The organism is Haemophilus parainfluenzae, from assembly GCF_003252755.1.
Classification (GTDB): Bacteria; Pseudomonadota; Gammaproteobacteria; order Enterobacterales; family Pasteurellaceae; genus Haemophilus_D; species Haemophilus_D parainfluenzae_N.
Map to the genome: position 1 here is coordinate 295664 of NZ_QEPT01000002.1, position 24440 is coordinate 320103.

Annotated in this window: 27 protein-coding genes, 3 tRNA genes, 3 pseudogenes and 1 other annotated feature; of the genes and pseudogenes, 21 read left to right on the forward strand and 12 right to left on the reverse strand. The window is 38.4% G+C overall.

From position 1 onward, the window contains the following. Position 1 precedes the first annotated feature (1 nt). Genes DPV95_RS03795 through murA form a run of 3 tightly spaced genes read left to right on the forward strand, consistent with a single transcriptional unit; the run spans position 2 to position 1897 of the window. Positions 2 to 337 (forward strand): STAS domain-containing protein, encoded by a 336-nt coding sequence (locus tag DPV95_RS03795; protein ID WP_049367843.1) that lies wholly within the window; start codon positions 2 to 4, stop codon positions 335 to 337. 13 nt (positions 338 to 350) lie between these two features. After that, positions 351 to 608, forward strand: coding sequence for a BolA family protein (locus tag DPV95_RS03800; RefSeq protein ID WP_049366349.1), 258 nt, complete (start codon positions 351 to 353; stop codon positions 606 to 608). 8 nt (positions 609 to 616) lie between these two features. Beyond that, entirely contained in the window at positions 617 to 1897 is a 1281-nt protein-coding gene (gene murA / locus DPV95_RS03805; protein ID WP_049367842.1) for a UDP-N-acetylglucosamine 1-carboxyvinyltransferase, read from the forward strand. A 56-nt stretch (positions 1898 to 1953) separates the two neighbouring features. Here the strand turns inward: murA and DPV95_RS03810 are convergent, their stop codons facing one another. Beyond that, a complete protein-coding gene (locus DPV95_RS03810) occupies positions 1954 to 2658 on the reverse strand; it encodes a YggS family pyridoxal phosphate-dependent enzyme (protein ID WP_049367841.1) in 705 nt (234 codons plus the stop codon). Between the two features lie 163 nt (positions 2659 to 2821). Further along, positions 2822 to 2936: a sequence feature (Thr leader region), on the forward strand. 32 nt (positions 2937 to 2968) lie between these two features. On the opposite strand from DPV95_RS03810, the gene thrA reads away from it, so the two are divergent. The 7 genes and pseudogenes from thrA to DPV95_RS03845 all read left to right on the forward strand — a co-directional run bounded on the left by thrA (position 2969) and on the right by DPV95_RS03845 (position 12459). Then, a complete protein-coding gene (gene thrA / locus DPV95_RS03815; protein WP_111406657.1) occupies positions 2969 to 5416 on the forward strand; it encodes a bifunctional aspartate kinase/homoserine dehydrogenase I in 2448 nt (815 codons plus the stop codon). Between the two features lie 12 nt (positions 5417 to 5428). Continuing rightward, positions 5429 to 6373: a homoserine kinase gene (gene thrB, locus DPV95_RS03820; protein ID WP_005697139.1), complete on the forward strand. Its 945-nt coding sequence runs from the start codon at positions 5429 to 5431 to the stop codon at positions 6371 to 6373. A 78-nt stretch (positions 6374 to 6451) separates the two neighbouring features. After that, a complete protein-coding gene (gene thrC, locus DPV95_RS03825) occupies positions 6452 to 7726 on the forward strand; it encodes a threonine synthase (RefSeq protein ID WP_111406658.1) in 1275 nt (424 codons plus the stop codon). 145 nt (positions 7727 to 7871) lie between these two features. Next, positions 7872 to 8582 carry a 4'-phosphopantetheinyl transferase family protein gene (locus DPV95_RS03830; protein ID WP_111406733.1) on the forward strand — a complete coding sequence of 237 codons (711 nt, stop codon included), beginning with the start codon at positions 7872 to 7874 and terminating at the stop codon, positions 8580 to 8582. Positions 8583 to 8711: 129 nt separating this feature from the next. Further along, on the forward strand, positions 8712 to 9953 hold the full coding sequence (gene hflK, locus DPV95_RS03835) for an FtsH protease activity modulator HflK (RefSeq protein ID WP_049367836.1): 1242 nt from the start codon (positions 8712 to 8714) through the stop codon (positions 9951 to 9953). Then, the gene (gene hflC, locus DPV95_RS03840; RefSeq protein WP_111406659.1) at positions 9953 to 10840 is read left to right on the forward strand and encodes a protease modulator HflC; all 888 of its coding nucleotides are present in this window, start codon (positions 9953 to 9955) and stop codon (positions 10838 to 10840) included. Before hflK ends, hflC begins: the two co-directional genes overlap by 1 nt. Before the next feature lie 230 nt (positions 10841 to 11070). Further along, a pseudogene (locus DPV95_RS03845) lies at positions 11071 to 12459 on the forward strand (cytochrome-c peroxidase). 134 nt (positions 12460 to 12593) lie between these two features. Here the strand turns inward: DPV95_RS03845 and DPV95_RS03850 are convergent. The 6 genes and pseudogenes from DPV95_RS03850 to DPV95_RS10680 form a co-directional block, all read right to left on the reverse strand. After that, positions 12594 to 12854: pseudogene (locus tag DPV95_RS03850) on the reverse strand (site-specific integrase); the annotation flags it as partial. Next, complete coding sequence (locus DPV95_RS03855) at positions 12841 to 13407, reverse strand: hypothetical protein (RefSeq protein ID WP_053087332.1); 567 nt, start codon at positions 13405 to 13407, stop codon at positions 12841 to 12843. The gene DPV95_RS03855 and the pseudogene DPV95_RS03850, both read right to left, overlap by 14 nt. Further along, positions 13407 to 13610 carry a membrane protein insertion efficiency factor YidD gene (yidD, locus tag DPV95_RS03860; RefSeq protein ID WP_041174884.1) on the reverse strand — a complete coding sequence of 68 codons (204 nt, stop codon included), beginning with the start codon at positions 13608 to 13610 and terminating at the stop codon, positions 13407 to 13409. Before yidD ends, DPV95_RS03855 begins: the two co-directional genes overlap by 1 nt. After that, positions 13610 to 13852: a DUF4177 domain-containing protein gene (locus DPV95_RS03865; RefSeq protein WP_049367833.1), complete on the reverse strand. Its 243-nt coding sequence runs from the start codon at positions 13850 to 13852 to the stop codon at positions 13610 to 13612. Before DPV95_RS03865 ends, yidD begins: the two co-directional genes overlap by 1 nt. A 31-nt stretch (positions 13853 to 13883) precedes the next feature. Then, on the reverse strand, positions 13884 to 14066 hold the full coding sequence (locus DPV95_RS03870) for a YdcA family protein (RefSeq protein ID WP_049367832.1): 183 nt from the start codon (positions 14064 to 14066) through the stop codon (positions 13884 to 13886). Then, positions 14066 to 14638 (reverse strand): annotated as a pseudogene (locus tag DPV95_RS10680) (helix-turn-helix transcriptional regulator). The gene DPV95_RS03870 and the pseudogene DPV95_RS10680 overlap by 1 nt, the downstream one beginning before the upstream one ends. A gap of 351 nt (positions 14639 to 14989) precedes the next feature. Between DPV95_RS10680 and DPV95_RS10605 the strand changes: the two are divergent. The 6 genes from DPV95_RS10605 (at position 14990) to DPV95_RS10410 (ending at position 18456) form a co-directional block, all read left to right on the forward strand. Continuing rightward, positions 14990 to 15157, forward strand: coding sequence for a hypothetical protein (locus DPV95_RS10605; protein ID WP_239660983.1), 168 nt, complete (start codon positions 14990 to 14992; stop codon positions 15155 to 15157). Between the two features lie 84 nt (positions 15158 to 15241). After that, positions 15242 to 15679 (forward strand): TIGR03747 family integrating conjugative element membrane protein, encoded by a 438-nt coding sequence (locus DPV95_RS10610; protein ID WP_347792619.1) that lies wholly within the window; start codon positions 15242 to 15244, stop codon positions 15677 to 15679. 83 nt (positions 15680 to 15762) lie between these two features. Continuing rightward, on the forward strand, positions 15763 to 17148 hold the full coding sequence (locus DPV95_RS03890) for an AAA family ATPase (protein ID WP_049367831.1): 1386 nt from the start codon (positions 15763 to 15765) through the stop codon (positions 17146 to 17148). Continuing rightward, positions 17148 to 17939: a hypothetical protein gene (locus DPV95_RS03895; protein ID WP_049367830.1), complete on the forward strand. Its 792-nt coding sequence runs from the start codon at positions 17148 to 17150 to the stop codon at positions 17937 to 17939. Before DPV95_RS03890 ends, DPV95_RS03895 begins: the two co-directional genes overlap by 1 nt. A gap of 141 nt (positions 17940 to 18080) precedes the next feature. Further along, positions 18081 to 18254, forward strand: a complete 174-nt coding sequence (locus DPV95_RS10405; protein WP_160309369.1) for a hypothetical protein — start codon at positions 18081 to 18083, stop codon at positions 18252 to 18254. A gap of 40 nt (positions 18255 to 18294) precedes the next feature. Beyond that, positions 18295 to 18456 carry a hypothetical protein gene (locus tag DPV95_RS10410; RefSeq protein ID WP_160309368.1) on the forward strand — a complete coding sequence of 54 codons (162 nt, stop codon included), beginning with the start codon at positions 18295 to 18297 and terminating at the stop codon, positions 18454 to 18456. 259 nt (positions 18457 to 18715) lie between these two features. On the opposite strand, the gene DPV95_RS10615 is transcribed toward DPV95_RS10410, so the two are convergent. From DPV95_RS10615 to DPV95_RS03915, 4 genes are all read right to left on the reverse strand, one after another. Beyond that, a complete protein-coding gene (locus DPV95_RS10615; RefSeq protein WP_049367829.1) occupies positions 18716 to 19033 on the reverse strand; it encodes a nucleotide-binding protein in 318 nt (105 codons plus the stop codon). Positions 19034 to 19102: 69 nt separating this feature from the next. Then, positions 19103 to 19189: transfer RNA gene (locus DPV95_RS03905), tRNA-Leu, on the reverse strand. A 28-nt stretch (positions 19190 to 19217) separates the two neighbouring features. Next, positions 19218 to 19291, reverse strand: a tRNA-Cys gene (locus DPV95_RS03910). Positions 19292 to 19298: 7 nt separating this feature from the next. Continuing rightward, positions 19299 to 19374: transfer RNA gene (locus DPV95_RS03915), tRNA-Gly, on the reverse strand. Positions 19375 to 19629: 255 nt separating this feature from the next. On the opposite strand from DPV95_RS03915, the gene DPV95_RS03920 reads away from it, so the two are divergent. Beyond that, the gene (locus DPV95_RS03920; protein ID WP_111406660.1) at positions 19630 to 20739 is read left to right on the forward strand and encodes a methionine biosynthesis PLP-dependent protein; all 1110 of its coding nucleotides are present in this window, start codon (positions 19630 to 19632) and stop codon (positions 20737 to 20739) included. A gap of 115 nt (positions 20740 to 20854) precedes the next feature. Continuing rightward, positions 20855 to 21178, forward strand: a complete 324-nt coding sequence (trxA, locus tag DPV95_RS03925) for a thioredoxin (RefSeq protein ID WP_005696559.1) — start codon at positions 20855 to 20857, stop codon at positions 21176 to 21178. A gap of 51 nt (positions 21179 to 21229) precedes the next feature. On the opposite strand, the gene DPV95_RS03930 is transcribed toward trxA, so the two are convergent. Then, positions 21230 to 22039 carry a DNA ligase gene (locus DPV95_RS03930; RefSeq protein ID WP_049367827.1) on the reverse strand — a complete coding sequence of 270 codons (810 nt, stop codon included), beginning with the start codon at positions 22037 to 22039 and terminating at the stop codon, positions 21230 to 21232. A 199-nt stretch (positions 22040 to 22238) separates the two neighbouring features. Here DPV95_RS03930 and lpcA point away from each other — a divergent pair, with 199 nt between their 5' ends. The 3 genes from lpcA to DPV95_RS03945 all read left to right on the forward strand — a co-directional run bounded on the left by lpcA (position 22239) and on the right by DPV95_RS03945 (position 24439). Continuing rightward, entirely contained in the window at positions 22239 to 22823 is a 585-nt protein-coding gene (gene lpcA, locus DPV95_RS03935) for a D-sedoheptulose 7-phosphate isomerase (protein ID WP_049367826.1), read from the forward strand. A 147-nt stretch (positions 22824 to 22970) separates the two neighbouring features. Continuing rightward, complete coding sequence (artP, locus tag DPV95_RS03940) at positions 22971 to 23708, forward strand: arginine ABC transporter ATP-binding protein ArtP (RefSeq protein WP_005696556.1); 738 nt, start codon at positions 22971 to 22973, stop codon at positions 23706 to 23708. 11 nt (positions 23709 to 23719) lie between these two features. Further along, positions 23720 to 24439, forward strand: coding sequence for an arginine ABC transporter substrate-binding protein (locus DPV95_RS03945; RefSeq protein ID WP_005696555.1), 720 nt, complete (start codon positions 23720 to 23722; stop codon positions 24437 to 24439). Position 24440: the final 1 nt, after the last annotated feature.

Consider the following 24440-nt stretch of genomic DNA (forward strand, 5'->3'; position numbering starts at 1 on the left):
AATGACTGCGTTAAAGTGGGATTTAATCCAAAATAATGATAAGATAGCTCTCCAATTATCGGGGGAGCTATCCCGCAACACGTTGTTACCATTATGGCAGCAACGTGCTTCTTTTTTATCAGAAAAGCTAGCGAATCAAAGTATCATTGAATTTGATTTAACGAATATTAAACGAATTGATTCTGCTGGTTTTGCATTATTGTGCGATTTTCTACATGATAGTGAGCAGTTACCAAATAAAAAAGTGCGGTTGATAAATCCGCCGGAACAGTTATTAACCCTTGCTGATTTAGTGAATTTATCTCATTGGATTGGCACTTTTATTGATCATCATTAAAACGGAAATCCTAATGGAACTGCAAGAAATTGAACGTATTTTAAAAGAAAGCCTGAATGTAGATGAGGTTTATGCTCAAGGCGAAAATGCACACTTTGGTGTGATTGTAGTGAGCGATGAGATCTCGGCACTTTCTAAATTAAAACAGCAACAAACCATCTACGCGCCATTAATGCCTTACTTTCAAACTGGCGAAATTCACGCTTTAACTATTAAAACCTATACCACTGAAAAGTGGAAAATGGATCGTTTATTACATCAAGCTAGCTAGGATTTTCTATGGAAAAATTTCGTGTTTATGGCGAGCAATCTCGCTTAAGTGGTACTGTAACCATCTCTGGTGCAAAAAATGCTGCACTTCCCATTCTTTTTGCCGCAATTTTGGCCACTGAGCCGGTTAAATTAACAAATGTACCGGAACTCAAAGATATTGATACCACCTTAAAGATCTTACGTAAACTTGGCGTGGTAGTAGAGCGTGATGCTGAAGGTGCAGTATTACTAGATTGCTCTAAAATTGATCACTTCGTTGCGCCGTATGAATTAGTAAAAACCATGCGTGCCTCTATTTGGGCATTAGCACCGTTGGTGGCTCGTTTTCATCAAGGTCAAGTTTCTTTACCAGGTGGTTGTTCAATTGGTGCACGTCCGGTTGATCTTCATATTAGTGGCTTAGAAAAACTCGGCGCAACTATTGAGCTTGACGAAGGTTATGTAAAAGCAGTTGTCGCAGAGCGTCTTGTAGGTACACGTATTGTGATGGAAAAAGTGAGCGTTGGTGCGACTTTATCTATCATGATGGCGGCAACGCTTGCTGAAGGTACAACAACCATTGAAAATGCCGCACGTGAGCCTGAAATTGTCGATACAGCTGATTTTCTCAACAAAATGGGGGCAAAAATTACAGGTGCAGGTACCGATCACATTGTGGTTGAAGGTGTTGACCGCTTAACAGGTTGCGAGCACAGCATTGTGCCAGATCGTATTGAAACTGGTACATTCTTAATTGCAGGTGCTATTTCTGGTGGTCGCGTGGTATGTAAAAATACCAAAGCGGATACCATGGATGCGGTAATTGATAAACTTCGTGAAGCAGGCGCGGAAGTTGAAGTCACAGAAGATAGCATTACATTAGATATGCATGGCAATCGTCCGAAAGCTGTCAATATTCGTACTGCACCACATCCAGGTTTCCCAACAGATATGCAAGCGCAGTTCACTTTGTTAAACATGGTGGCAGAAGGCACAAGTATTATCACTGAAACCATCTTTGAAAACCGCTTTATGCACATTCCAGAATTAATTCGTATGGGTGGTAAAGCTGAAATCGAAGGTAACACCGCGGTTTGTCATGGTGTTGAGCATCTTTCTGGTGCAGAAGTGATGGCAACAGATTTACGTGCATCAATCAGCCTTGTATTAGCGGGTTGTATCGCAAGTGGTGAAACCATCGTAGATCGTATTTATCATATCGATCGTGGTTATGAGCACGTTGAAGATAAACTTCGTTGCTTAGGTGCGAAGATTGAACGTTTCTCTGAAAAGAGCGAAGAAGTTTAGTTAAATCCAGATAAAAAAGAGCGGTCAATTTTGACCGCTTTTTTATTTTCTATTCATTATTTTTTCGAATAATCTCTCGCCCCAAAAATGGCTGTGCCAATACGCACCATGGTCGAGCCACATTTAATGGCAGTTTGCATGTCATCGGTCATCCCCATAGAAAGCGTATCAATTTGCTGATGAGGGAAAGCGACTTTAAGCTGCTCAAATAATTGTTCCATTTGGCTAAAGGCCGCTTCTTGTTCAGCAACATTATCTGTTGGAGCAGGGATCGCCATTAATCCACGCAAACGTAAGTGCGGTAGATTTTCGATGTGTTTTGCAAGCTCAATCATTTCACTCGGTTGAATACCTGATTTACTCGCTTCATCACTGATATTAATTTGAATCAAAACATTCAAAGAGGCTTTATTCGCAGGACGTTGTTCGTTTAAACGATCAGCAATTTTGGCACGTTCTAACGTTTGCATCCAATCGAAATGTTCTGCTACAAGACGGGTTTTATTAGATTGCAATGGGCCAATAAAATGCCATTCAAGTTGAATATTCTGTGCTTCGAAATACTGAATTTTATCTACGCCCTCTTGAACATAGTTTTCCCCAAATGCTTTTTGTCCGGCTTGATAGGCTTCTAAAATCGCTTCATTGGGTTTAGTTTTAGAAACGGCTAATAAAGTGACCGCACTTTCAGGACGATGAGCAAGTTGAGTGGAGACTTGAATTTTTTGATGGATGGTTTCGAGTGCTTGTTGAATTGTCATCATTTCCTTCCTGACCAATATGAAACTCTCTTCATTCTACACCAAAGCGATGATTTTTAGAAAAAATCTTCACTTTTTTGATTTTGTGTTTGACAAGCCCGCGCTTTTTCGGTATTTCTAATCACATCTTTTTTTCAAGCTTAAAACACCATGAAAAATAACCGCACTTTCACGATTACCACCATTATTATGACCATTACGACAATTAATGGGGCGGGTTAGTGCGTAGCAAACAGGATCAGGAAAACCCGCATTCAGTCTAGTGCGGGTTTTTTAATATTTAAAAATCACAACATCTGAGGATATTATCATGCGCGTATTAAAATTTGGTGGCACTTCATTAGCCAACCCAGAGCGTTTCTCGCAAGCAGCTCAATTAATCGAAAAAGCTCATTTAGAAGAACAAGCAGCCGGTGTGTTATCCGCTCCTGCTAAAATTACTAATCATCTTGTCGCCCTCTCTGAAAAAGCCGCATTAAACCAACCAACCGATACCCACTTTAACGAAGCCATTGAAATTTTCTATAACATCATTAATGGTTTACACGCTGAAAATAATAAATTTGATCTTGCGGGGACTAAAGCCCTCATTGATGCAGAATTTGCTCAAATTAAAGGATTACTAGAAGAAATCCGCCAAGCTGGCAAAGTAGAAGATAAAGTTAAGGCGACCATTGACTGCCGTGGTGAGAAATTATCGATTGCCATGATGAAAGCGTGGTTTGAAGCACGTGGATACAGTGTTCACATTGTTGATCCGGTTAAGCAATTATTAGCACAAGGCGGTTACTTAGAATCTTCAGTTGATATTGATGAATCGACAAAACGCGTTGATGCGAAAAGTATCGGTAAAGATAAGGTTGTTTTAATGGCAGGTTTTACCGCATGTAATGATAAAGGTGAATTAGTACTATTAGGTCGCAACGGTTCTGACTATTCAGCGGCCTGTTTAGCGGCTTGTTTAGATGCGTCTGTTTGTGAAATTTGGACTGATGTGGATGGCGTTTATACGTGTGACCCTCGTTTAGTGCCAGATGCTCGTTTATTACCAAGCCTTTCTTATCGTGAAGCAATGGAGCTTTCTTATTTTGGTGCGAAAGTGATCCATCCACGTACAATTGGTCCATTATTACCAAAACAAATCCCTTGTGTGATTAAAAACACTGGTAATTCATCTGCGCCTGGTTCAATAATTGATGGTCATGTGAAATCTGAAGGGTTACAAGTGAAAGGGATCACTAACCTTGATAACGTAGCAATGTTCAATGTTTCAGGGCCTGGTATGCAAGGTATGGTAGGGATGGCTGCTCGTGTCTTCTCAGCTATGTCAAAAGCAGGGATTTCAGTTATTTTAATCACTCAATCTTCTTCTGAATACAGCATTAGTTTCTGTGTGCCAGTGAAATCCGCAGATGCAGCGAAAGCGATTTTAGAACAAGAATTTGCGACAGAATTAAAAGCCCATGACTTAGAGCCTATTGAAGTAGCAAAAGATCTTTCCATTATCTCTGTTGTGGGTGATGGTATGAAACAAGCTAAGGGTATCGCAGCTCGTTTCTTCTCTGCATTGGCTCAAGCGAATATTAGCTTAGTGGCAATTGCACAAGGTTCTTCTGAGCGTTCAATTTCAGCGGTAGTGGCGCAAAATAAAGCGATTGAAGCCGTGAAAGCCACTCACCAAGCGCTTTTTAATAACAAAAAAGTTGTTGATATGTTTCTAGTAGGCGTCGGTGGTGTTGGTGGTGAGCTAATTGAACAAATTAAACACCAAAAAGAATACCTCGCAAAGAAGGACATTGAAATCCGTGTTTGTGCCTTAGCGAATTCAACAAAAATGCTTTTGGATGAAAACGGGTTGAATTTAGATAATTGGAAAGCGGATCTTGAAAATGCAACCCAACCTTCTGATTTCGATGTTTTGTTATCTTTCATTAAGTTGCATCACGTAGTGAACCCAGTCTTTGTTGATTGTACAACGGCTGAATCGGTCGCAGGGCTTTATGCACGAGCGTTAAAAGAAGGTTTCCACGTAGTAACCCCAAACAAAAAAGCGAATACTCGTGAATTAGCCTATTACCACGAATTACGTCGTAATGCCCAAGCAAGCCAACATAAATTCTTATATGAAACCAACGTAGGGGCAGGCTTACCGGTTATTGAAAATTTACAGAACTTATTGGCAGCAGGTGATGAGCTTGAGTATTTTGAAGGCATTTTATCCGGCTCACTTTCTTTCATTTTTGGTAAATTAGAAGAGGGACTTTCTCTTTCAGAAGTGACCGCACTTGCACGTGAAAAAGGGTTTACAGAACCAGATCCTCGTGATGATTTATCAGGACAAGATGTGGCACGTAAATTGCTTATTTTAGCGCGTGAAGCAGGGTTAGAACTTGAGCTTTCCGATGTAGAAGTTGAAGGAGTATTACTGAAAGGCTTCTCTGAAGGTAAATCTGCTGATGAATTTATGGCAATGTTGCCACAATTAGATGCGGAATTTAAAGCACGCGTTGAAGCTGCGAAAGCAGAAGGCAAAGTATTGCGTTACGTAGGACAAATTAAAGATGGTCACTGCAAAGTATCAATCATCGCTGTGGATCAAAATAATCCATTGTATAAGGTGAAAGATGGTGAAAATGCACTTGCATTCTACACTCGTTATTATCAACCAATTCCGTTGTTATTACGTGGTTATGGTGCGGGTAACGCAGTGACAGCAGCCGGTATCTTTGCTGATATTTTAAGAACATTACACCACTAAAAGGGACATAATATGTTAAGAATTTATGCGCCAGCATCGAGTGCCAATATTAGTGTAGGGTTTGACACATTAGGTGCAGCCATTTCACCGATTGATGGTTCATTATTAGGTGATGTCGTACAGATTGAGTCTATTCCAAGTGGTTTTGAGCTAGAAAGTGCGGGCTATTTTGTGCGTAAATTGCCAAAAGAGCCACAAAAAAATATCGTGTATCAGGCCTATGTACTGTTTAGTGAGCAATTAAAATTACGCAATGTGAGAGTTAAACCATTGCGTTTGACCCTTGAGAAAAATATGCCGATTGGTTCGGGATTGGGTTCAAGTGCGTGCTCTATCGTGGCTGCATTAGTGGCATTAAATAAATTCCACGATGAACCATTTTCAAAAATGGAACTGTTAGAAATGATGGGGGAGTTGGAAGGTCGTATTTCAGGTTCAATCCATTATGATAATGTGGCACCTTGTTACCTAGGCGGTGTGCAATTTATGGTACAATCCCTCGGTAACATTTGCCAAAAACTGCCATTTTTTGATAATTGGTATTGGGTCTTAGCTTATCCAGGCATTGAGGTTTCAACCGCTGAAGCGCGTGCAATTTTACCGAAAAGCTATACGCGTCAGGATGTAATTTCTCATGGTCGTCATTTAGGTGGCTTTGTGCACGCATGTCACACGCATCAAGAAAACCTTGCAGCGATGATGATGAAAGATGTGATTGCAGAACCTTATCGTGAGGCTTTATTACCAAACTTCGCAGAAGTGAAACAAGCTACTCGTGATTTAGGCGCGTTAGCGACGGGTATTTCAGGCTCTGGCCCAACGATTTTTTCCATTGCACCTGATTTACAAACCGCAACAAAACTGGCGACTTATTTAGAAAATCATTATTTACAAAACAATGAAGGTTTTGTGCACGTTTGTAAGGTCGATAATGATGGCGCGAGAGAGCTAGGTTAAACAACAAATCACTTTTATCCCCTCTTTTGTAAGAGGGGAATAACATTTTATTAAAACTCTATAATTAACGGATATACAATGAATTTGTACAATATCAAACACCCTGAAGAACAAGTGAATTTTGCGCAGGCAGTACGTCAAGGGCTTGGCAAAGATCAAGGTTTGTTCTTTCCAGAAACGATCCCCGCTTTAACTAATATTGATGAGTTATTAGCCTTGCCATTGGTGGAACGTAGCCAAAAGATTCTTGGCGCCTTAATCGGTGAAGAATTGCCGAAAGCCACTTTGGATGCGATGGTGAAAAATGCATTTACTTTTCCAGCACCATTAGAAAAAGTAGAAGACAATATTTATGCCCTTGAATTATTCCACGGTCCAACTTTAGCATTTAAAGACTTTGGTGGTCGTTTTATGGCGCAAGCGCTTGCTGCAGTGCGTGGTGATGGAAAAATTACTATTTTAACAGCGACATCTGGTGATACCGGTGCAGCAGTTGCTCATGCATTTTACGGGTTGGAAAATATCAATGTCGTGATTTTATATCCGAAAGGCAAAATCAGCCCATTACAAGAAAAGTTATTCTGTACTTTAGGTGGGAATATTCGCACTGTTGCGATTAATGGTGATTTCGATGCGTGCCAAGCATTAGTTAAACAAGCGTTTGATGATGCAGAGCTACGTCAAGCGATTGGTTTAAATTCAGCAAACTCTATCAATATTAGCCGTTTATTGGCGCAAGTTTGTTATTACTTTGAAGCCGTAGCTCAATTACCAAAAGAAAAGCGTGATAATGTCGTGGTTTCTGTACCAAGTGGTAACTTTGGTAACTTAACCGCTGGTTTAATTGCAAAAACATTAGGTTTGCCAATTAAACGCTTTATTGCTTCAACCAATGCGAATGATACTGTGCCACGTTATTTAGAATCAGGTAACTGGGCACCTAAAGCGACTGTAGCCACGCTTTCTAATGCGATGGATGTCAGTCGCCCAAACAACTGGCCGCGTGTAGAAGAGTTATTTAAACGCAATGGCTGGAATTTAAGTGATTTAGGTTCAGGTATGTTAAGCGATGGCGAAACAGAAGAAACCTTAAAAGCGATGTACGCAAAAGGTTATTTATGTGAACCACACGGTGCGATCGCCTATCAAGTATTGAAAGACCAACTTAAAGCGGATGAAACCGGTATTTTCTTATGTACGGCACATCCTGCGAAATTTAAAGAGTCTGTGGAGCGCATTCTTTCGTTCGATCTTCCATTGCCAGAAGCGTTAGATAAACACAACAAATTGCCATTACTTTCTGATGAAATGGATGACGATTTTGCACAATTACGTGCATATTTGTTGAAATAATAAAAAAGTGCGGTTGATTTTGACCGCACTTTTGTTTTGTCATTCAAAAGGGCGGGATAAACGCCCTTTATTTTTTTGGGGCATTGGTGCGTGGCGGATTTCCTTTTATAATGCAATTAAAGTGATATGTTTATTTATTATTTGTATGACAACTTTTATTGCCTACGCCAATATTCAACAACCTTTTCCTTTTGATGAAATTCCTAGGGAACTAATCCCTGAGAATTTGCATACGGAACCGCAGGGAAATTCTCGGATAACGCAACGACGTCAATGTCGTCGATTGGCACATTTTTTGCTTTGGCAGTTGTTAAAAACAGCGGGAACATCAACCGCACTTTTAGGACAAATTTATCGTACACAAAGTGACAGACCACAATTTCCTGTCGAGAATATTGATTTTAATATTAGTCACTCTGGTGATTGGGTCGCCGTATTGCTGCATATTAATGAATCAGAAAAAAGTGCGGTCGGTATTGATATTGAATTTTCGAAAAAACGGAATTTTTCTGCACTCATGGCTCATTTTGCGCCACAAGCAGAACAAGATTGGTTTGCTAAACAACCTGACGAAGAGCAGGCTTTTTATCGTTGTTGGTGTTTGCGTGAAGCCGTGTTGAAATCACAAGGCGTAGGAATAGTGAAGTTATCAAGTGTGATGCACTTGCCAAAACAACTGCAGATCTTTTCAGATTATTGCCCGAAAGGTGAGTTGATCTTTACGGATGAATTGCCTTTTTACTTTGCAGCATTTATAAATCAGTCAAAAATCCAACCGCACTTTTATCACTGGGATAGAAAAAAATTACTCGAAAAAAATATAAAAAAATCCTTGATTTACCAAGTAAATGAATAAAAGAAAATCCTTGAAAATATTCAAGGATTTTTTATTTTGTAATAATTTGCATTGTCACTTGTATTTTCATAGACTAACCCCATTTATTTCGTTAAACTCACTAAAAATTTTAGACAAATGGAGAACGTAATGTCGCAAAACGGTTCAGATCAAGATCCTTGGGGTAAACCGGGACAGAGTAGCGGTCCAAAACAGTCAGATAATTCATCAGATAAGCAAAATGAAAATGGCTGGGGCGCGAGAGACAATAAGAATCAGGAGCAATCACCGCCAGATATTGAAGAGGTATTCAATAATCTGTTGAAAAAATTAGGTGGAGGGAATAAAAAAGGCGGTTCAAATAATACTTCGCCTAATGTGCCTTCATTTAATTTAGGTAAAATTTTACCGATCGCCGCAATAATCGGAGGGATTATTTGGGGCGCAAGCGGTTTTTACACCATTAAAGAAGCAGAACGTGGCGTGACGTTACGTTTTGGTGAGTTTCATTCTATTGTTCAACCAGGTTTAAACTGGAAACCAACCTTTATTGATAAAGTGATTCCAGTAAATGTGGAACAAGTTCGTGAGCTTAAAACACAAGGTGCGATGTTAACCAAAGATGAAAACATGGTTAAAGTGGAAATGACCGTGCAATATCGCGTGCAAAATCCTGAAAAATACCTGTTTAGCGTGAGTAATGCGGATAATAGCCTTGGACAAGCGACGGACAGTGCACTTCGTTATGTGATTGGTCATATGACTATGAATGATGTGCTGACAACCGGTCGTGCTGTGGTGCGTGAAGATACTTGGAAAGCGTTGAACGATATTATCAAACCTTATGATATGGGACTTGAAGTGATTGACGTGAACTTCCAATCCGCGCGTCCGCCAGAAGAAGTGAAAGATGCTTTCGATGATGCGATTAAAGCACAGGAAGACGAACAACGTTACATTCGTGAAGCAGAGGCTTATGCGCGCGAGAAAGAGCCAATCGCTCGTGGTGATGCGCAGCGTATCGTGGAAGAAGCAACGGCTTATAAAGATCGTGTTGTGCTTGATGCGCAAGGGGAAGTGGAACGTTTACAACGTCTTCTACCTGAATTTAAAGCGGCACCTGATTTGTTAAAAGAGCGTCTTTATATTCAAACCATGGAAAAAGTGATGGCAAACACACCTAAAGTGATGCTAGATAGCAATAATGGTAACAATTTAACCGTATTGCCATTAGAGCAATTGATGGGTAAAAAGACGACTAAGCCAGTGACCACTACTTCAGAAAGTGCGGTCAGTTCTGTGCCTGTTTCAACACAGGAACGTCGTGTAGAAACACAAGCGGCTCAACCGGTTCAATCAAATGAAGGCATTCGCCAAGGGAGATTTAACTAATGCGTAAATTTTTACTTCCGATTATTGTGGTGATTGCTGCGGTGCTATATTCCAGCGTCGTGGTTGTAACTGAGGGCACGCGTGGCATTATGTTGAGTTTTAACAAAGTGCAACGTGATGCAGAAAATAAAGTGGTGGTGTATGAGCCAGGTTTGCATTTCAAATTGCCTTTAATTGATAGCATTAAAGTGCTTGATGCGCGTATTCGTACCCTTGATGGTTCAGCTACTCGTTTTGTGACAGTCGAGAAAAAAGACTTGTTGGTGGATTCCTATGTAAAATGGAAAATCAGCGATTTCGGTCGTTTCTATACTGCAACGGGTGGTGGCGATTATAACCAAGCTGCAAGCTTATTAAGCCGTAAAGTGAATGACCGTCTGCGTTCAGAAATTGGTACACGTACGATTAAAGATATCGTTTCAGGTACACGTGGTGAATTAATGGCGGGGGCGAAAAAAGCGTTAAATTCAGGGCAGGATAGTACCTCTGAATTAGGGATTGAAGTCGTCGATGTTCGCGTAAAACAAATCAATTTACCGGATGAAGTTTCTTCTTCGATTTACCAACGTATGCGTGCAGAACGTGATGCCGTTGCCCGTGAACACCGTTCTCAAGGTAAAGAAAAAGCGGCCTTCATTCAAGCAGACGTGGATCGTAAAGTCACCTTGATCTTAGCGAATGCAAATAAAACTGCACAAGAATTACGTGGTAATGGTGATGCGGCAGCAGCGAAATTGTATTCTCAAGCTTTTGCTCAAGAACCACAGTTTTATAGCTTTATTCGTAGCTTAAAAGCCTATGAAAGTAGCTTTGAAGGTTCAGGTAATATGATGATCTTGAAACCAGATAGTGATTTCTTCCGCTTTATGCAAGCGCCAAAGAAATAAACGAGAGATAATAAAACGTAAAGTGCGGTTAGAAATAACCGCATTTTTTATTGCTGAATTTTAGGGAGATCTCTATTTATAAGTTAAAAACACCTGTAATGCAATCAATCACATCCATAGCCAAATCAAATCAAATCCACATAAAATGTAAGCCAATTTTTTGGCATAATCACCTTGCTTTTTAAGCTTTTTCTTTCTTTTTATATTTTATTGATCATTTGGAGGATTAGATGAAAAAACTGATTATTGGCGGAGCAGCCATTGCAGTATTGGGTTATTTGGGGGTTGTGGGGTATCTACATCAATTTGATAAAGAGAACGCGACCCAACTTTTAATGGAAAATCGCTATACGGGCGAACAAGAAAAAGTGGCAAAAGCGTTGTTTGATAACAGCTGCCAATATTGCCACAGTCAAAACACACCTCTTCCATTTTATTCAAAATTCCCGATTGTGGGTGACCAAATGCAATCGGATATTCAGAATGGGCTTAGAGCCTTCCGCCTAGATCGTTTAGTTGAAGGCTTAAAAGATCCGAGCAAATTATCCCAAGCTGATTTAGCAAAATTACAACGTGTACTAGAAAATAACGAAATGCCAATTGCTAAATTCAGACATCTCCACTGGGGAAGCAAACCAGATGAGCAAGAAAAAGTAGCGTTGCTTAACTGGATTCGTGAAGCACGTAAAATGTCTTTACCAAAAGAAACACCAAATGTTGATGCCGATCGTTTAGTTCAACCGATTCCAGACAGTATTGCGACTGATGAAGCAAAAGTCGCGTTAGGTCATGATCTTTACTTTGATGGACGTTTATCAGGCGATGGTTCTATTCAATGTCATACTTGTCACCAATTAGACAAAGGTGGTGTGGATAGACTTGATACTTCAACAGGTATTGATGGTAAAAAAGGCCCAATTAACGCACCAACTGTATTCAATGCTGCATTCAACTTTGTTCAATTCTGGGATGGTCGAGCGGCAGATTTAGCGGATCAAGCGAAAGGTCCTCCAACAAATCCAGTAGAAATGGGCTCGCACTCTTGGGATGACATTGTGGCACGTTTTGAAATGGATGAAGAGTTTAAAAAAGAATTCTTAAAATAATATCCACAAGTGACGAAAGAAACCTTAACTCACGCGATTGGTGAATATGAAAAAACATTAATTACACCAAATAGTGATTTCGACCGTTATTTGAAAGGGGATAAAACAGCCTTGACTGAGCAACAAGTTCGCGGTTATGAGTTATTCAAACAACATAAATGCGATACTTGTCATACTGGCGTAGCAATGGGCGGACAATCTTATGAATACATGGGACTTTACGGCGATTACTTTAAAGATCGTGGTACGCCATTAACTGATGCAGATGAAGGTCGCTTTGCGCAAACTAAAGATCCATTCGATATGCATCGCTTCAAAGTGCCAACTTTACGTAACATCGCACTTACCGCACCATATTTCCATGATGCATCAGCAAAAGAGTTAAAAGACGCTGTGAGCGTAATGTTGAAATACCAAAGTAATGTGAAACAGCCTGCTCAAAAAGATGTAGAGGACATCACCTCTTTCTTAGAAAGTTTGACCGGTGAATTTAAAGGTGAAAAATTAAAATAATCCTTTAAGCTGTAAATAGAAATGACCGCAAGTGCGGTCGTTTTTTTATGAGCGTTGTTTAGCAAAGAGGAGGAGGGGAAATTCAATAATATGAGCTTATCTTATTTTAGACTAAGTATTATCCTTTGAATTGGTAATGAACTAAAACGTGATTCACCGTCTGACAATGTTTTACCGTGCACGTCAAACCATTCTTGCACGTAAAAACTTAGCGTCGGCAAGTCGTTTGATTCCAAAACTGTCACTGAATCAACCGCACTTTGCGCACCATCTTTGGCTTGATTGTAAAACCGCAACGCATCGCCTTTAGTTAAAAACCACTTACGTGACCGTTTGCCGTTTGCATAAACTTCCGCAAGCCATTTCCCGTTTTTTGTGTCTTTACGAACTGCCATCTTTACCTAGGATAATATTCTCACATTCTGCACCCAATGAAATAATGTCACCAAATATAGTAGTGAGCTTACTTTTATCAGTTTCTTTCTTGATAAATAATTTATGAAGCTCAATCTCAAAATCATCAATTTTTTTGATTAAAACATCACTTAAATTAGGATCAAAAAATTTTAATGATTTAAAACCAATATCAATAATTGACACATGACGAAGTATTTCTACTTTGCTTTCAGGTAAAGAATCTAAATATTTTTGAGGATTATCGTTATAAATAAAACATACTCTTCCAAAATCAATAAGGTCATCCAGTAGTTTTTTCTTTAAATCCGGTGCTTTTTGTTGTTTCCAAGATTGAGCAACACGCCAAGCAACATAAACACCTATTACTGTACTTATAGCCGAAATCCAATCCGTAACTTTAGAATCCAACCCTTTAACCAAAGATTTCCAATCAGCAAAACCGATACCAACTAATAAGCCAATAATAAGTCCTAAAAGTAATCCTACATAGATTTGCCAATGTTCTTTTAATGCGTTAAATAGATGTCTCATTACGGTAAATCTTCCCCACCGTTAGGATATTTACAACGTCCTAAACGATTTAACGCCATTTTCCAACCTTTCCAAAAACCGTATTTCTGTAAGGCTAAAATGGCATAGTTTGAACAACTAGGCGTAAAACGACAAGCACCACGAAGTTCACGCGGTGCTATTCGTTGATAAAACAAAATGAATTGAATGCTAAGCCAAACCATTACACTGGTTTTCTAAATGTGATCACGTAATAATTTACAGGAAATGATTTTTGTCCAAATAGCGCAGCTAAACAGCCTGGTTTTTCTTGTACACCAATTTCATCTACATGTAAAAACTCCCAGCCATCCTCAGCGTATTCATTGACAACATTTTGCAAATAGTAGGCCGCTGCATTGTGTTTTTCTTTTTTATTCACTTCAATATTTGGTGGAATTTGAACCATTTTATAAGTGTAAGCCATAAGAATTTTCCATTTAAATATTTAATTAAAACTATCTTCTACAAATTTGTTTAGAACGAGAAACCGATCCATCATTACAAATAAACTTGCCACCGGAACAATGCGAAACGCCGCCTTTGCTGCCGGAACAAGGTTGGCGGCCACGTGCATCTGCCATATTTGCAACCATAAAGAATGCGCTTGCAATTAAAACTGTTGAAATTAATTTTTTCATTACATTTTCTCCATTTTAAGAATCACCTTCCCCACCACATCAATATCACTCAATTCACATTCAAAACTGAACTTGCCGCCGTCCACACGGATTTTTCCTGCAGGTAGCACAGTGATATAACGGATAAGATGGGAGTTTTCGACGATGACGAAGTATTCGCCATCCACTAGATTGCCGTAATCGCTAGTGGCAAAGTAGGTGTGATTGTCTTCATCAATACGAAACACTTTGTCATAACTTTCACGGCTGTCTAAATTCGGTAAGTAAGGCAAAAGAAAGGGTTTATTTTCCATTATGAAAGATTTTCCGCTTTATAGCTTTATTGTATGAAAATATTTCAGGTAGTCTGAATTATCGAAAATCGGTTCATTTCCATAGGCCACATAATCTAATCTTGCGCCCGTTTCTGACACGCAGCGAATGACTAATTCCGCAGGGAAAAAACTACGAGAAACCCAAGTACTAAACGTGCTGTGAGGCGTTCCTAGATGTTCATCAAGAAGTTTTCTCTTCGCAAATCCGTAAGCCTTGACTATCCACTTATAATTCAATGAACACAGATCGATAATAATTGTGTCAAATGACACAATATGGATATATGCCAATATTTACCAATTAAGGAGTTTAGACAATGAGCAATCAAAATACAATTTGTATAAATGTACAGATTCACGCGCCTTACGTGACATTGAAGAAATATGTCGAGTTATCGGGCTTTCGTTAAACGTCCTTCTTTTGTTTTTGGTGCTGGAGGCATTTTAGCGTATTTGGGTTTCATACTTGGGCGACCTTTGGTTTTTTTGGGAGCCAATTTATACCGTTTTTCCGAAAGGTTATTTTAGTTTCTAGTTACGTTTTACTCAGCAATATCCTGGTGAAGCCCTTGTCCAGTGAGTTCGTCAGTCACAACAAAAGATGAATTAATGGCAGAAGTCGAAAATGAAACACGCCAGCTAAAGAAAAAAGAGTTTTTCCCCTATAAGATCATGGGAACGCTCATTTTTTCATTGCTACTCAGTATTGTAATTGAATGGGGGGCATTGCCTTTCAATATTGGGATCCGCTGGGCTATTTACATAGCAAACTGGTGATGCAAAATAAATTTGATTGGTTCTCCTCTGAATTTCAAAAAAAGCCTGCTTTACAGTGCGCCGGCATAATTTATTGAATGGGTCATTATTCAAACCCATCATTGGCTTTTTGTGCAGACTGGCATTCAAAGTTGGCTTGATAACCAGAATAATTCTGAATGGGGGGCTTGGATTTATCACTATTTGCGTGATTACATTGAATCGGTTCTTTATGTCATCATCACCTTTATTATTCGATTGATGATTATTGTGCTCATTAGCCCCTTATTTTTACTTGTTGCCCTTGTAGGGGGGGGAGATGGATTGGTTCAGCGCGATTTACGTCGTTTCGGTGTGGGGCGTGAATCTGTGTTTAAATACCATCATGCCAAAAGAGTGGTCTTTCCGGTCATGCTTTTGGCTTGGGGGCTTTATTTGTCGATCCCTTTTTCTATTCATCCTAACTGGATTCTTATTCCATCAGCGATTTTCTTTGGTTTGACCATTTCATTTACTGCTTCAAGCTTCAAGAAATATTTGTGATCAGAGATGTCTTATCTTTACTTCAAGGCTTTACAAGCATAGAATAAACTCGACTAGATTTGTATATTTATTGTTGAGAAAAGATGAAAACTGATTTACACATTCAAAACTTTGGCAAGGTGAAGTCCGCAGATATTCACCTTCGCCCTTTTACTGTCATTGTCGGGCCTAACTCGAGTGGTAAAAGTTTTATTACGAAAGCTCTGTACAGCATCTTTCATTCAATGAATAAGGATTTTGGTACTGATTTTCTCATTAGTAGTGTTGAAGATTCGTTTCGTTGGACATACATAATTGAAAATAGAATTCCTAGAATTTCACAAAAAGATATTTTGCTTTTTACTGAGTTACGCTCTATTTTATCAAAGCTTCAGTTTTTTATTAATGATATTAATGAAGACATAACAATATTAGATACATCACGTATCGCCAGTATTATCAATGAACTTTATATTCCTATTCAAGACTCTTATGCGGCAATTAAAGACCAACTGAATACCGGAGTAGGTTCAAAGTTTAAGGCTGTCGAAGACGAAATGCGTCTTTTAGAAATGGATATTAAAAATATTAAACTTTTTGTTGATGAAGGAGATAGCGTTTATATTTCTCGTTTTAAAAATGATTTAAAGCAAGAATTTTTAGAAAACTTTCAAGTTCAATCTCTTTCTGCACTATATTCGCAGAATGAAGAAAATATCTTTGATTTTTCCGATTTTGGACGGATTCAATTAAAAAATCAAAATATCGATTTTAATTTACATAGAGACAGTATTGCTGAATTACAACAACTCTATAATGTCGTTTATTTAGAATCTCCGATTTATTTTAAATTAAAAAATGCCTTAAGAGGCGTGAGATTATCAAATGCGAGTTTTAGACGAAAAGGTTTTTTGAATCAAGTTCCTAAATACTTTTATGATGTAGACCAATTACTTGAAGCTAAAATATCGGGCGATCTTAGCAATGAGTTTAGTGCGATTTTGAATAAGATTGAAAATTGTATTCATGGTTCGTTAAATATTAGTAATGGTGAAATTTCCTTTGTTGATAAGGATCGAATAGATGTTGAAATCCCATTAAATATGGTTTCCTCTGGTATCTCTAATTTAGGTTTGATTGGATTATTAATAAAACAGAATGTGCTATCTAAAGGAAGCTACTTATTTATTGATGAACCTGAAGTAAATCTACACACCGCATGGCAGCATGATATGTTGGATGTATTGGTTGATTTGAGCAAACAAGGAGTAATGGTTGTTATCGCCACTCATAGTCTTGATATGATATATCGCTTTGAACACGTTGTAAGTCAGGAAAAGCAGCTTGTAGAAAGAGAGCACTTTAGCTTAAATCGCTTAACTCAAGAAGGTACATCGATACCTTCAGAAGGATTAATCACTGATATCCGTCGAGCAAAAGAAGGTTTGGGACGTCCTTATGTTGAATTACTAAAAGCGAGACTTCCTTAATGACAACAAGAGATTGGGACTCTTTTAGAGAAAAATTAGAGCATGAAATCAATTCATGCCCTATTTCTATAGATGCACAGGGATATCGGGTTGATGCTAAGAAGGGTAAGCCGGAAGGTATTAGAGATCATTGTTGTCCCGAAACAAAAGATAATCCTAGACTAAAAAGTTGTGATTATTTTTATTTACACGAACAAAAATTTTTCTGCATTGAATTTTCAGATCTACACCGTCAATATATTGACCGAGACGCCAAGTTCCAAAAAATAAATGGCTTGGCAAATCGATTGCTTATTGAACAATTACCTCGTGAAGATCGGAGAGAGCTTCTAAAAGAAGTGAAAGGACTAAAAGTCTTTACTCAAGTAAAACGTGTAATACAGCAATTACGCAGCGTTCCACTATCAAAGGAAGATGAGCATTCATTTTTACAAGGAATTAGAGAAGCGGAACCCTTAGCGATCATTCTAAATGAAATTGTTAAAAAATTTCAGGATACAGATTTGCTATTAAAAACGATTTATCATCCTGAATGTGACAAAATTTGTAATTTACCAGACCGCGCTATGTTTCGCTATTTCTTCGTTGTTTGGCATCCTCACAATCAAACTAAACTTAAGGAACTGTACGATAACGATGTCCTATCAGAAATTGATATCGGTAGATTATTTGACCCGATTCAGGACAATCTTAGGGACACACTTCGTCAAAAATCGTTTGAATTATTAAATAGTGAGCAAATTTTTTTACTCCCCTTATTCATGTTTAAAACAAGGTATTGTTCCCACTAATCTCATCTTAAGGTCGGTATCTCACATTATCGACCTTCGTCATAAACTATCCCAGTTCTCAATAGGATTTCTCATTACAATCTTTTCCTAAATTTTGCATTATTTCTTCACAATAAAATTAACCTTTGGAGCAAGAAATTCATGCGTAACTCAGCCTTTGTTTTTCTCTTTCTCTTTTCATTCGTGTGTTCAACGGCTGCTTATGCCGATGAAACCAGTGAATTAGAACAAGCCATGAGACAACTAGAATCGGCTAAACAAGCCTTAGTTCGCGCGCAAAAAAGTGCGAATGCCAGGCTGAAAATCCGTTGTTGAAAGTCTGCGGAAACTTTTCACTGAAAGTCACGACGCTTATATGGAATTGCTTGATTTAGCTATTCCTGCACGCGTTGCTTACCGTGAAGCGGACAGTCTTGCTCTTCCTGTCCATCGTCATAACAAAGATGAAAAAGAAAATATTCGCAATCTGTGCACCTCACTATTTCCACAATGGGTAGATAAATTTCAAGCGCTTTAATTAGTGGTGAAAGATGAATAATCAACCTTCAGTGATTTTGTAATATTGAAGCTGAGCAATCTGTCATTGGCGGATTGTTCCTCGAACGAATTCAAGGGCTGAAAGCAATTCAGGTTTGAGTGGAAAGATGACTAAATCACTAGCTAATACAGACATATCAACAGTGATTCCCTTTGTGCCTCTTGTATCAACCAAAATTAGGTCATAGTTTTCTAAAGAACGCACAAGGTCATTGAAGCGTAACATCCCATCCAGGGAATTACGTAAATGTGTTGTAATTGCATCCGTAGGATCGTAGATCGGATAATATCGAGATTTTGATATTCGGTTTTTGAAATGACTGATCAGGGTTTGTATTACTTTGAATGAGAAATTTAAAGAGTCCCTGTGGAGCAGTGTAGTCGAAGGTATAGTAAGTAGGTAAAGTTGGTTGAACATCAGTGTCAATCATTAATGTTCGTAAACCACAATCAGCACAGAATGCACTAATATTGGCCATATTAGTTGATTTTGTCACGCCACCTTTAGTGGACATAACAGTAACGATAAATACTGAATTTTGAGATGAATTTTCCATATCAAGACTCCGTTGTCAAGAGCAAGACTATGAAAAATACTGGAGATTAATTTGAGTATTTGACAAGGATGGTGCCCGAAGCCAGACTTGAACTGGCACGCCTCGAAAGGCGAGGGATTTTAAATCCCTTGTGTCTACCGATTCCACCACTCGGGCATCGAGTGATTAACTAACTGCGTGGTTATGGAGGCGTGTCCCGGAGTCGAACCGAGCTACATGGATTTGCAATCCAGTGCATAACCGCTTTGCTAACACGCCGTTAGTTTGGAGCGGGAAACGAGGCTCGAACTCGCGACCCCGACCTTGGCAAGGTCGTGCTCTACCAACTGAGCTATTCCCGCATACGCTGTTAGTGCGGTGCATTTTACGGGAATTTGAAATTCTGTCAATCGAAGATCTGAAAAAAAAATTCAAATGTTGAAAAAATCTTCGTTTCGGTTGAAATTACAGCAAAATTTAGCACAAGAATATAATTTTCACAGAGTTTTCAATTTCTACTTTTATCGTGAGTGGCTTTATGACAAAATTGGAGCGCTTTGCTCGCCATTAAATAAAGAAAAGTGCGGTCAAGTTTTTGCATGTTTTAGAGGTAAATTATGACACAACAATATTCTATCGATACATTATTAGCCCAAGCGGGAAATCGCAGTGATGAGCGCACAGGTGCAGTTTCTACGCCAATTTATCTTTCAACAGCTTATGGCCACCATGGGATTGGTGAAAGTACCGGGTTTGATTATACGCGTACGAAAAACCCAACGCGTACTGTTTTGGAAGATACCGTAGCAAAATTAGAAAATGGTGATCGTGGTTTTGCCTTTTCCTCTGGCATGGCAGCAATCCAAGTGTTAATGAATCTATTCAAAGGCCCAGATGAATGGATTGTGTCAAGTGATGTATATGGCGGGACTTATCGTTTATTGGATTTTGCCTATAAAAATAACAACAGTGTAAAACCCGTTTATGTGAATACTGCTTCTTTAGCTGAAATTGAAGCTGCGATTACAGCGAATACAAAAGCGATTTTTATTGAAACGCCATCTAATCCATTAATGGAAGAGTGTGATGTGGCAGAAATTTCAAAATTAGCGAAAAAACACAACTTGTTAATGATTGTAGACAATACTTTCTTAACTCCTGTGCTATCTCGACCATTAGATTTAGGCGCGGATATTGTAATCCACAGTGGCACGAAATATATTGCAGGTCATAATGATAGTTTAGTTGGCTTGATTATTGCAAAAGGGCAAGAACTTTGTGATCGTATCGCCTATATTCAAAATGGTGCAGGTGCAGTACTTTCGCCATTCGATTCTTGGTTAACTGTGCGTGGAATGAAAACCCTTTCATTACGTATGAAACGCCATCAAGATAATGCGAAGGCGATTGCGGAATTTTTACGCGAACAGCCACAAATTGATAGCGTGTTATATCCAAACAAAGGCGGAATGCTATCTTTCCGTTTGAAAGATGAAAATTGGGTAAATACGTTCTTAAAATCAATCAAATTGATTACCTTTGCGGAAAGCTTAGGCGGTACAGAAAGTTTTATTACCTATCCTGCGACCCAAACCCATATGGATATTCCTGAAGCGGAACGTGTTGCTCGTGGTATTACAAACACATTATTGCGTTTTTCTGTTGGCTTAGAAGATGTAGAAGACATCAAAGCCGATTTATTACAGGCATTTGCACGGCTTAAGTAATTAGTTTTTATCAATCGGACTAATCTGTGCAATCCAATATACCTTGTGTTATTATGCACAACATTAATTAACGTTAGGTGTTGATTCGTCAGCGCCATTCAATAAGGAAACAAAAATGAGCGAAGTATTACATATTAATGATGCAGATTTTGAAACAACCGTTGTGCAATCTGATATCCCTGTATTAGTGGATTTTTGGGCACCTTGGTGTGGCCCTTGCAAAATGATTGCGCCAATTTTAGATGAAATTGCACCTGAATTCGCAGGTAAAGCAAAAATCGTTAAAATCAACGTAGATGACAACCAATTAGTGGCAGGTCAATTCGGTGTACGTAGTATCCCAACTTTACTACTTTTCAAAAATGGCCAACTTGTTGCAACACAAGTCGGTGCGTTACCAAAAAATCAATTAGCGGCGTTTATTAATCAACACCTATAATTGAGTTATTAAATCTAAGAGCGGTCAAAATAGCGATATTTTTGACCGCTCTTATTTTTTTTCTCGCCAATAAGTGGCAAAACGAGGTTTTCCAGAATTAGTTAATCCACGATATTTGTAGGTAATCGTGCTACCAATAGGTGGTGGATTTTCGCGCTCACTCAGATTAAATCCTGAACCGATTTTGAATTTTCCACGATGATTTTCACAGGTAAGCGAGCCGAGTATATTCTCAAATTGGCCTTTCCCTTTGTGATGTGCTATCACGGTACATTCTTCATCATAAGTGCTTTTTAACTTTAAAATTTGTGTACTGCGTTTTCTTTCGTAAGGCGCATTAGGATTACGCAACACGATCCCTTCACCTTTTTTCGATTCTACTTCATGCAAATACTCGAATAAATGTGTTTTATCTCGAATTGGAATTTGCGGAATAATCTTGATATAAGGCGTAGAGTGTTCTTTCAAATAATCTTCTAAGGTTTTGAGACGTTCAAAAAGGTTGCCTGAGGCATTAGGCACATCGAAAACATAAAGTGTTAATTTTGCCCAATTATCTCCTTTAAAGGATTTTGTGATAGAGGCAATTTCTTCAAATTGATTACGTTGACTAAATAGTTCACCATCAATGGCAAAAGGCGGAAATTGAGCCGTAAAGTATGCTGGAGCAGGCAAGGGTAATCCTTGACGACTTAATAACGTTTTGCCATCCCAATAACCTCGTACTCCATCTAATTTTTCAGACATCACCCAACCCTGGATATCTTGGTTTTCATAGGTACCTAATAGCATTAAATCACTATCGTTCGCCCAAGTTATTTGACTGAATAACATACAAAGTAATAAATAAACTACTCGCATAATCTCTCCTTTTAAATTGTTTGAGTTTAAAAAGTGCGGTCATTTTTTAAAGTGTTTTTAATTGAATCTGTGATTAGTATCGCAAAAGAATGAGAAGTAGGCTGGAAAATAGAGAGATAAGAAAGAGCGCTAGATTATTTGAAATGAACGCTATACAATGCCAACGCTATTTCGAATTTTAATTTTTAAGGAGAATAAAATGTATTTTGATCAAATTAAAGCAGAGCTTATGGAAGCTCAAGACGTATTAAACAAGTTTGTTTCAGATGATGACAACATCAAACTTATTGAAAAAGCAGCTAAATTATTAGCAGAAAGCTTTAAAAATGGCGGTAAAGTATTATCTTGCGGTAATGGTGGTTCTCACTGTGATGCTATGCATTTTGCCGAAGAACTAACTGGTCGTTATCGTGAAAACCGCCCAGGTTATCCTGCGATTGCGATTTCAGATGTAAGTCATTTAAGCTGTGTAAGTAATGACTTTGGTTATGAATATGTATTCTCTCGCTTTGTTGAAGCAGTGGGTAAAGAAGGCGATGTTTTATTTGGATTATCGACATCAGGCAATTCTAAAAATATCTTAAATGCGATTGAAGCGGCAAAAGCAAAAGGCATGAAAGTGATTGCAATGACAGGTAAAGATGGCGGTAAAATGACAGGTTTAGCGGATGTTGAAATTCGAGTGCCACACTTTGGTTATGCAGATCGCATTCAAGAAATCCACATCAAAGTGATTCATATTTTAATGATGCTAGTTGAATTTGAGATGGCGAAAGAGGCCTAATTCGTAATAAGTGCGGTTTAAAATTCAATGATTTAAAGATCCCAAAAAAATTTTTGGGATTTTTTATAAAACACTTGCATAATTAATCATTTAAAAGTAATATTTATTCATTCTTAGAAATCGAGAGAGGGTAACAGTAAACTTAGTATGGCGATTAGTGTTAAAAATTTGAATTTCTTTTATGGTTCATCACAGGCATTGTTTGATATCAATCTTGATGCACAAGAAGGCGACACCGTGGTGTTACTTGGACCAAGTGGTGCAGGAAAAAGTACGTTAATCCGTACATTAAATTTATTAGAAGTACCAACCTCTGGCGAATTGCATATTGCGAATAATCATTTTGATTTGTCTCAGGCGAATAATAATCCAAAAGCTATTCGTCAACTTCGTCAAGATGTGGGCATGGTATTTCAGCAATATAATCTTTGGCCACATTTAACGGTGATTGAAAACCTGATTGAAGCGCCGAAAAAAGTGTTAGGCATTAGTGAGGAAGAAGCGAAAAAAGATGCATTAGAACTTTTAAAACGTTTACGTTTGGAAGAGCATGCCGATCGTTTCCCGCTTCACTTATCTGGCGGTCAGCAACAACGTGTAGCCATTGCTCGAGCATTAATGATGAAACCGCAAGTGTTGTTGTTTGATGAACCAACGGCAGCACTGGATCCTGAGATTACAGCTCAAGTTGTTGATATCATTAAAGAACTTCAACAAACAGGTATTACTCAGGTGATTGTGACCCACGAAGTGAACGTGGCACAAAAAGTGGCGACTAAGGTCGTCTATATGGAGCAAGGTAAGATTATTGAAATGGGCAGTGCAGATTGCTTTGATAATCCAAAAACCGAACAATTTAAACAATATCTTTCACACTCAGAATAAGGAAACACAACATGAAAAAATTACTTTTAAGCGCAATGTTAATGGGCTCAGCTTTTGCTGCGAATGCACAAGAAATTACTTTTGCGATGGAGCCGAGCTACCCGCCATTTGAAACAACAAATGAAAAAGGTGAAATTGTCGGTTTTGATGTGGATGTAGCGAATGCAATTTGTAAGGAAATCCAAGCGACTTGTCATTTCAAAAGCCAATCTTTTGATGCATTAATTCCAAGCTTGAAAGCAAAACGTTTTGATGCAGCGATTTCTGCGATGGATATTACTGAAGCGCGTGCAAAACAAGTTTCATTTTCTAATGCGTATTATGATAGCACAGCAAGTTATGTGGCTCTAAAAGGCAAAGCAGATTTAGCTTCAGCAAAAACAATTGGTGTTCAAAACGGAACAACATTCCAACAATATACTGCCGCAGAAACCAAGCAATATAATGCAAAATCTTATGCAAGCTTACAAGATGCGATCTTAGACTTAAAAAATGGTCGTATTGATATCATCTTCGGTGATACCGCCGTATTGTCTGATATGATTTCTAAAGAGCCTGAAATTCAATTTGTTGGCGAGAAAGTGACTAACAAAAAATATTTCGGTAATGGTTTAGGTATCGCGGTGAATAAATCAAGTAAAGAATTGCTAGAAAGCTTAAATAAAGGTTTAGAAACCGTGAAAGCAAATGGTGAATACCAAAAAATCTATGACAAATGGATGACAAAATAAT

What these genes read in the sequence shown, in the direction of transcription:
- DPV95_RS10605 (WP_239660983.1), top strand. Translation starts at nt 14,990, where the DNA reads ATGGCAGAAGTCGAAAATGAAACACGCCAGCTAAAGAAAAAAGAGTTT.
- DPV95_RS03895 (WP_049367830.1), top strand. Translation starts at nt 17,148, where the DNA reads ATGACAACAAGAGATTGGGACTCTTTTAGAGAAAAATTAGAGCATGAA.
- DPV95_RS10615 (WP_049367829.1), bottom strand. Translation starts at nt 19,033, where the DNA reads ATGGAAAATTCATCTCAAAATTCAGTATTTATCGTTACTGTTATGTCC.
- trxA (WP_005696559.1), top strand. Translation starts at nt 20,855, where the DNA reads ATGAGCGAAGTATTACATATTAATGATGCAGATTTTGAAACAACCGTT.
- DPV95_RS10405 (WP_160309369.1), top strand. Translation starts at nt 18,081, where the DNA reads ATGCGTAACTCAGCCTTTGTTTTTCTCTTTCTCTTTTCATTCGTGTGT.
- DPV95_RS03870 (WP_049367832.1), bottom strand. Translation starts at nt 14,066, where the DNA reads ATGAAAAAATTAATTTCAACAGTTTTAATTGCAAGCGCATTCTTTATG.
- DPV95_RS03945 (WP_005696555.1), top strand. Translation starts at nt 23,720, where the DNA reads ATGAAAAAATTACTTTTAAGCGCAATGTTAATGGGCTCAGCTTTTGCT.
- hflK (WP_049367836.1), top strand. Translation starts at nt 8,712, where the DNA reads ATGTCGCAAAACGGTTCAGATCAAGATCCTTGGGGTAAACCGGGACAG.
- DPV95_RS03795 (WP_049367843.1), top strand. Translation starts at nt 2, where the DNA reads ATGACTGCGTTAAAGTGGGATTTAATCCAAAATAATGATAAGATAGCT.
- DPV95_RS03830 (WP_111406733.1), top strand. Translation starts at nt 7,872, where the DNA reads ATGACAACTTTTATTGCCTACGCCAATATTCAACAACCTTTTCCTTTT.
- thrA (WP_111406657.1), top strand. Translation starts at nt 2,969, where the DNA reads ATGCGCGTATTAAAATTTGGTGGCACTTCATTAGCCAACCCAGAGCGT.
- DPV95_RS03800 (WP_049366349.1), top strand. Translation starts at nt 351, where the DNA reads ATGGAACTGCAAGAAATTGAACGTATTTTAAAAGAAAGCCTGAATGTA.
- hflC (WP_111406659.1), top strand. Translation starts at nt 9,953, where the DNA reads ATGCGTAAATTTTTACTTCCGATTATTGTGGTGATTGCTGCGGTGCTA.
- thrC (WP_111406658.1), top strand. Translation starts at nt 6,452, where the DNA reads ATGAATTTGTACAATATCAAACACCCTGAAGAACAAGTGAATTTTGCG.
- DPV95_RS03920 (WP_111406660.1), top strand. Translation starts at nt 19,630, where the DNA reads ATGACACAACAATATTCTATCGATACATTATTAGCCCAAGCGGGAAAT.
- lpcA (WP_049367826.1), top strand. Translation starts at nt 22,239, where the DNA reads ATGTATTTTGATCAAATTAAAGCAGAGCTTATGGAAGCTCAAGACGTA.
- yidD (WP_041174884.1), bottom strand. Translation starts at nt 13,610, where the DNA reads ATGGTTTGGCTTAGCATTCAATTCATTTTGTTTTATCAACGAATAGCA.
- DPV95_RS03855 (WP_053087332.1), bottom strand. Translation starts at nt 13,407, where the DNA reads ATGAGACATCTATTTAACGCATTAAAAGAACATTGGCAAATCTATGTA.
- DPV95_RS10410 (WP_160309368.1), top strand. Translation starts at nt 18,295, where the DNA reads ATGGAATTGCTTGATTTAGCTATTCCTGCACGCGTTGCTTACCGTGAA.
- thrB (WP_005697139.1), top strand. Translation starts at nt 5,429, where the DNA reads ATGTTAAGAATTTATGCGCCAGCATCGAGTGCCAATATTAGTGTAGGG.
- DPV95_RS03890 (WP_049367831.1), top strand. Translation starts at nt 15,763, where the DNA reads ATGAAAACTGATTTACACATTCAAAACTTTGGCAAGGTGAAGTCCGCA.
- murA (WP_049367842.1), top strand. Translation starts at nt 617, where the DNA reads ATGGAAAAATTTCGTGTTTATGGCGAGCAATCTCGCTTAAGTGGTACT.
- artP (WP_005696556.1), top strand. Translation starts at nt 22,971, where the DNA reads ATGGCGATTAGTGTTAAAAATTTGAATTTCTTTTATGGTTCATCACAG.
- DPV95_RS03810 (WP_049367841.1), bottom strand. Translation starts at nt 2,658, where the DNA reads ATGACAATTCAACAAGCACTCGAAACCATCCATCAAAAAATTCAAGTC.
- DPV95_RS03930 (WP_049367827.1), bottom strand. Translation starts at nt 22,039, where the DNA reads ATGCGAGTAGTTTATTTATTACTTTGTATGTTATTCAGTCAAATAACT.
- DPV95_RS03865 (WP_049367833.1), bottom strand. Translation starts at nt 13,852, where the DNA reads ATGGCTTACACTTATAAAATGGTTCAAATTCCACCAAATATTGAAGTG.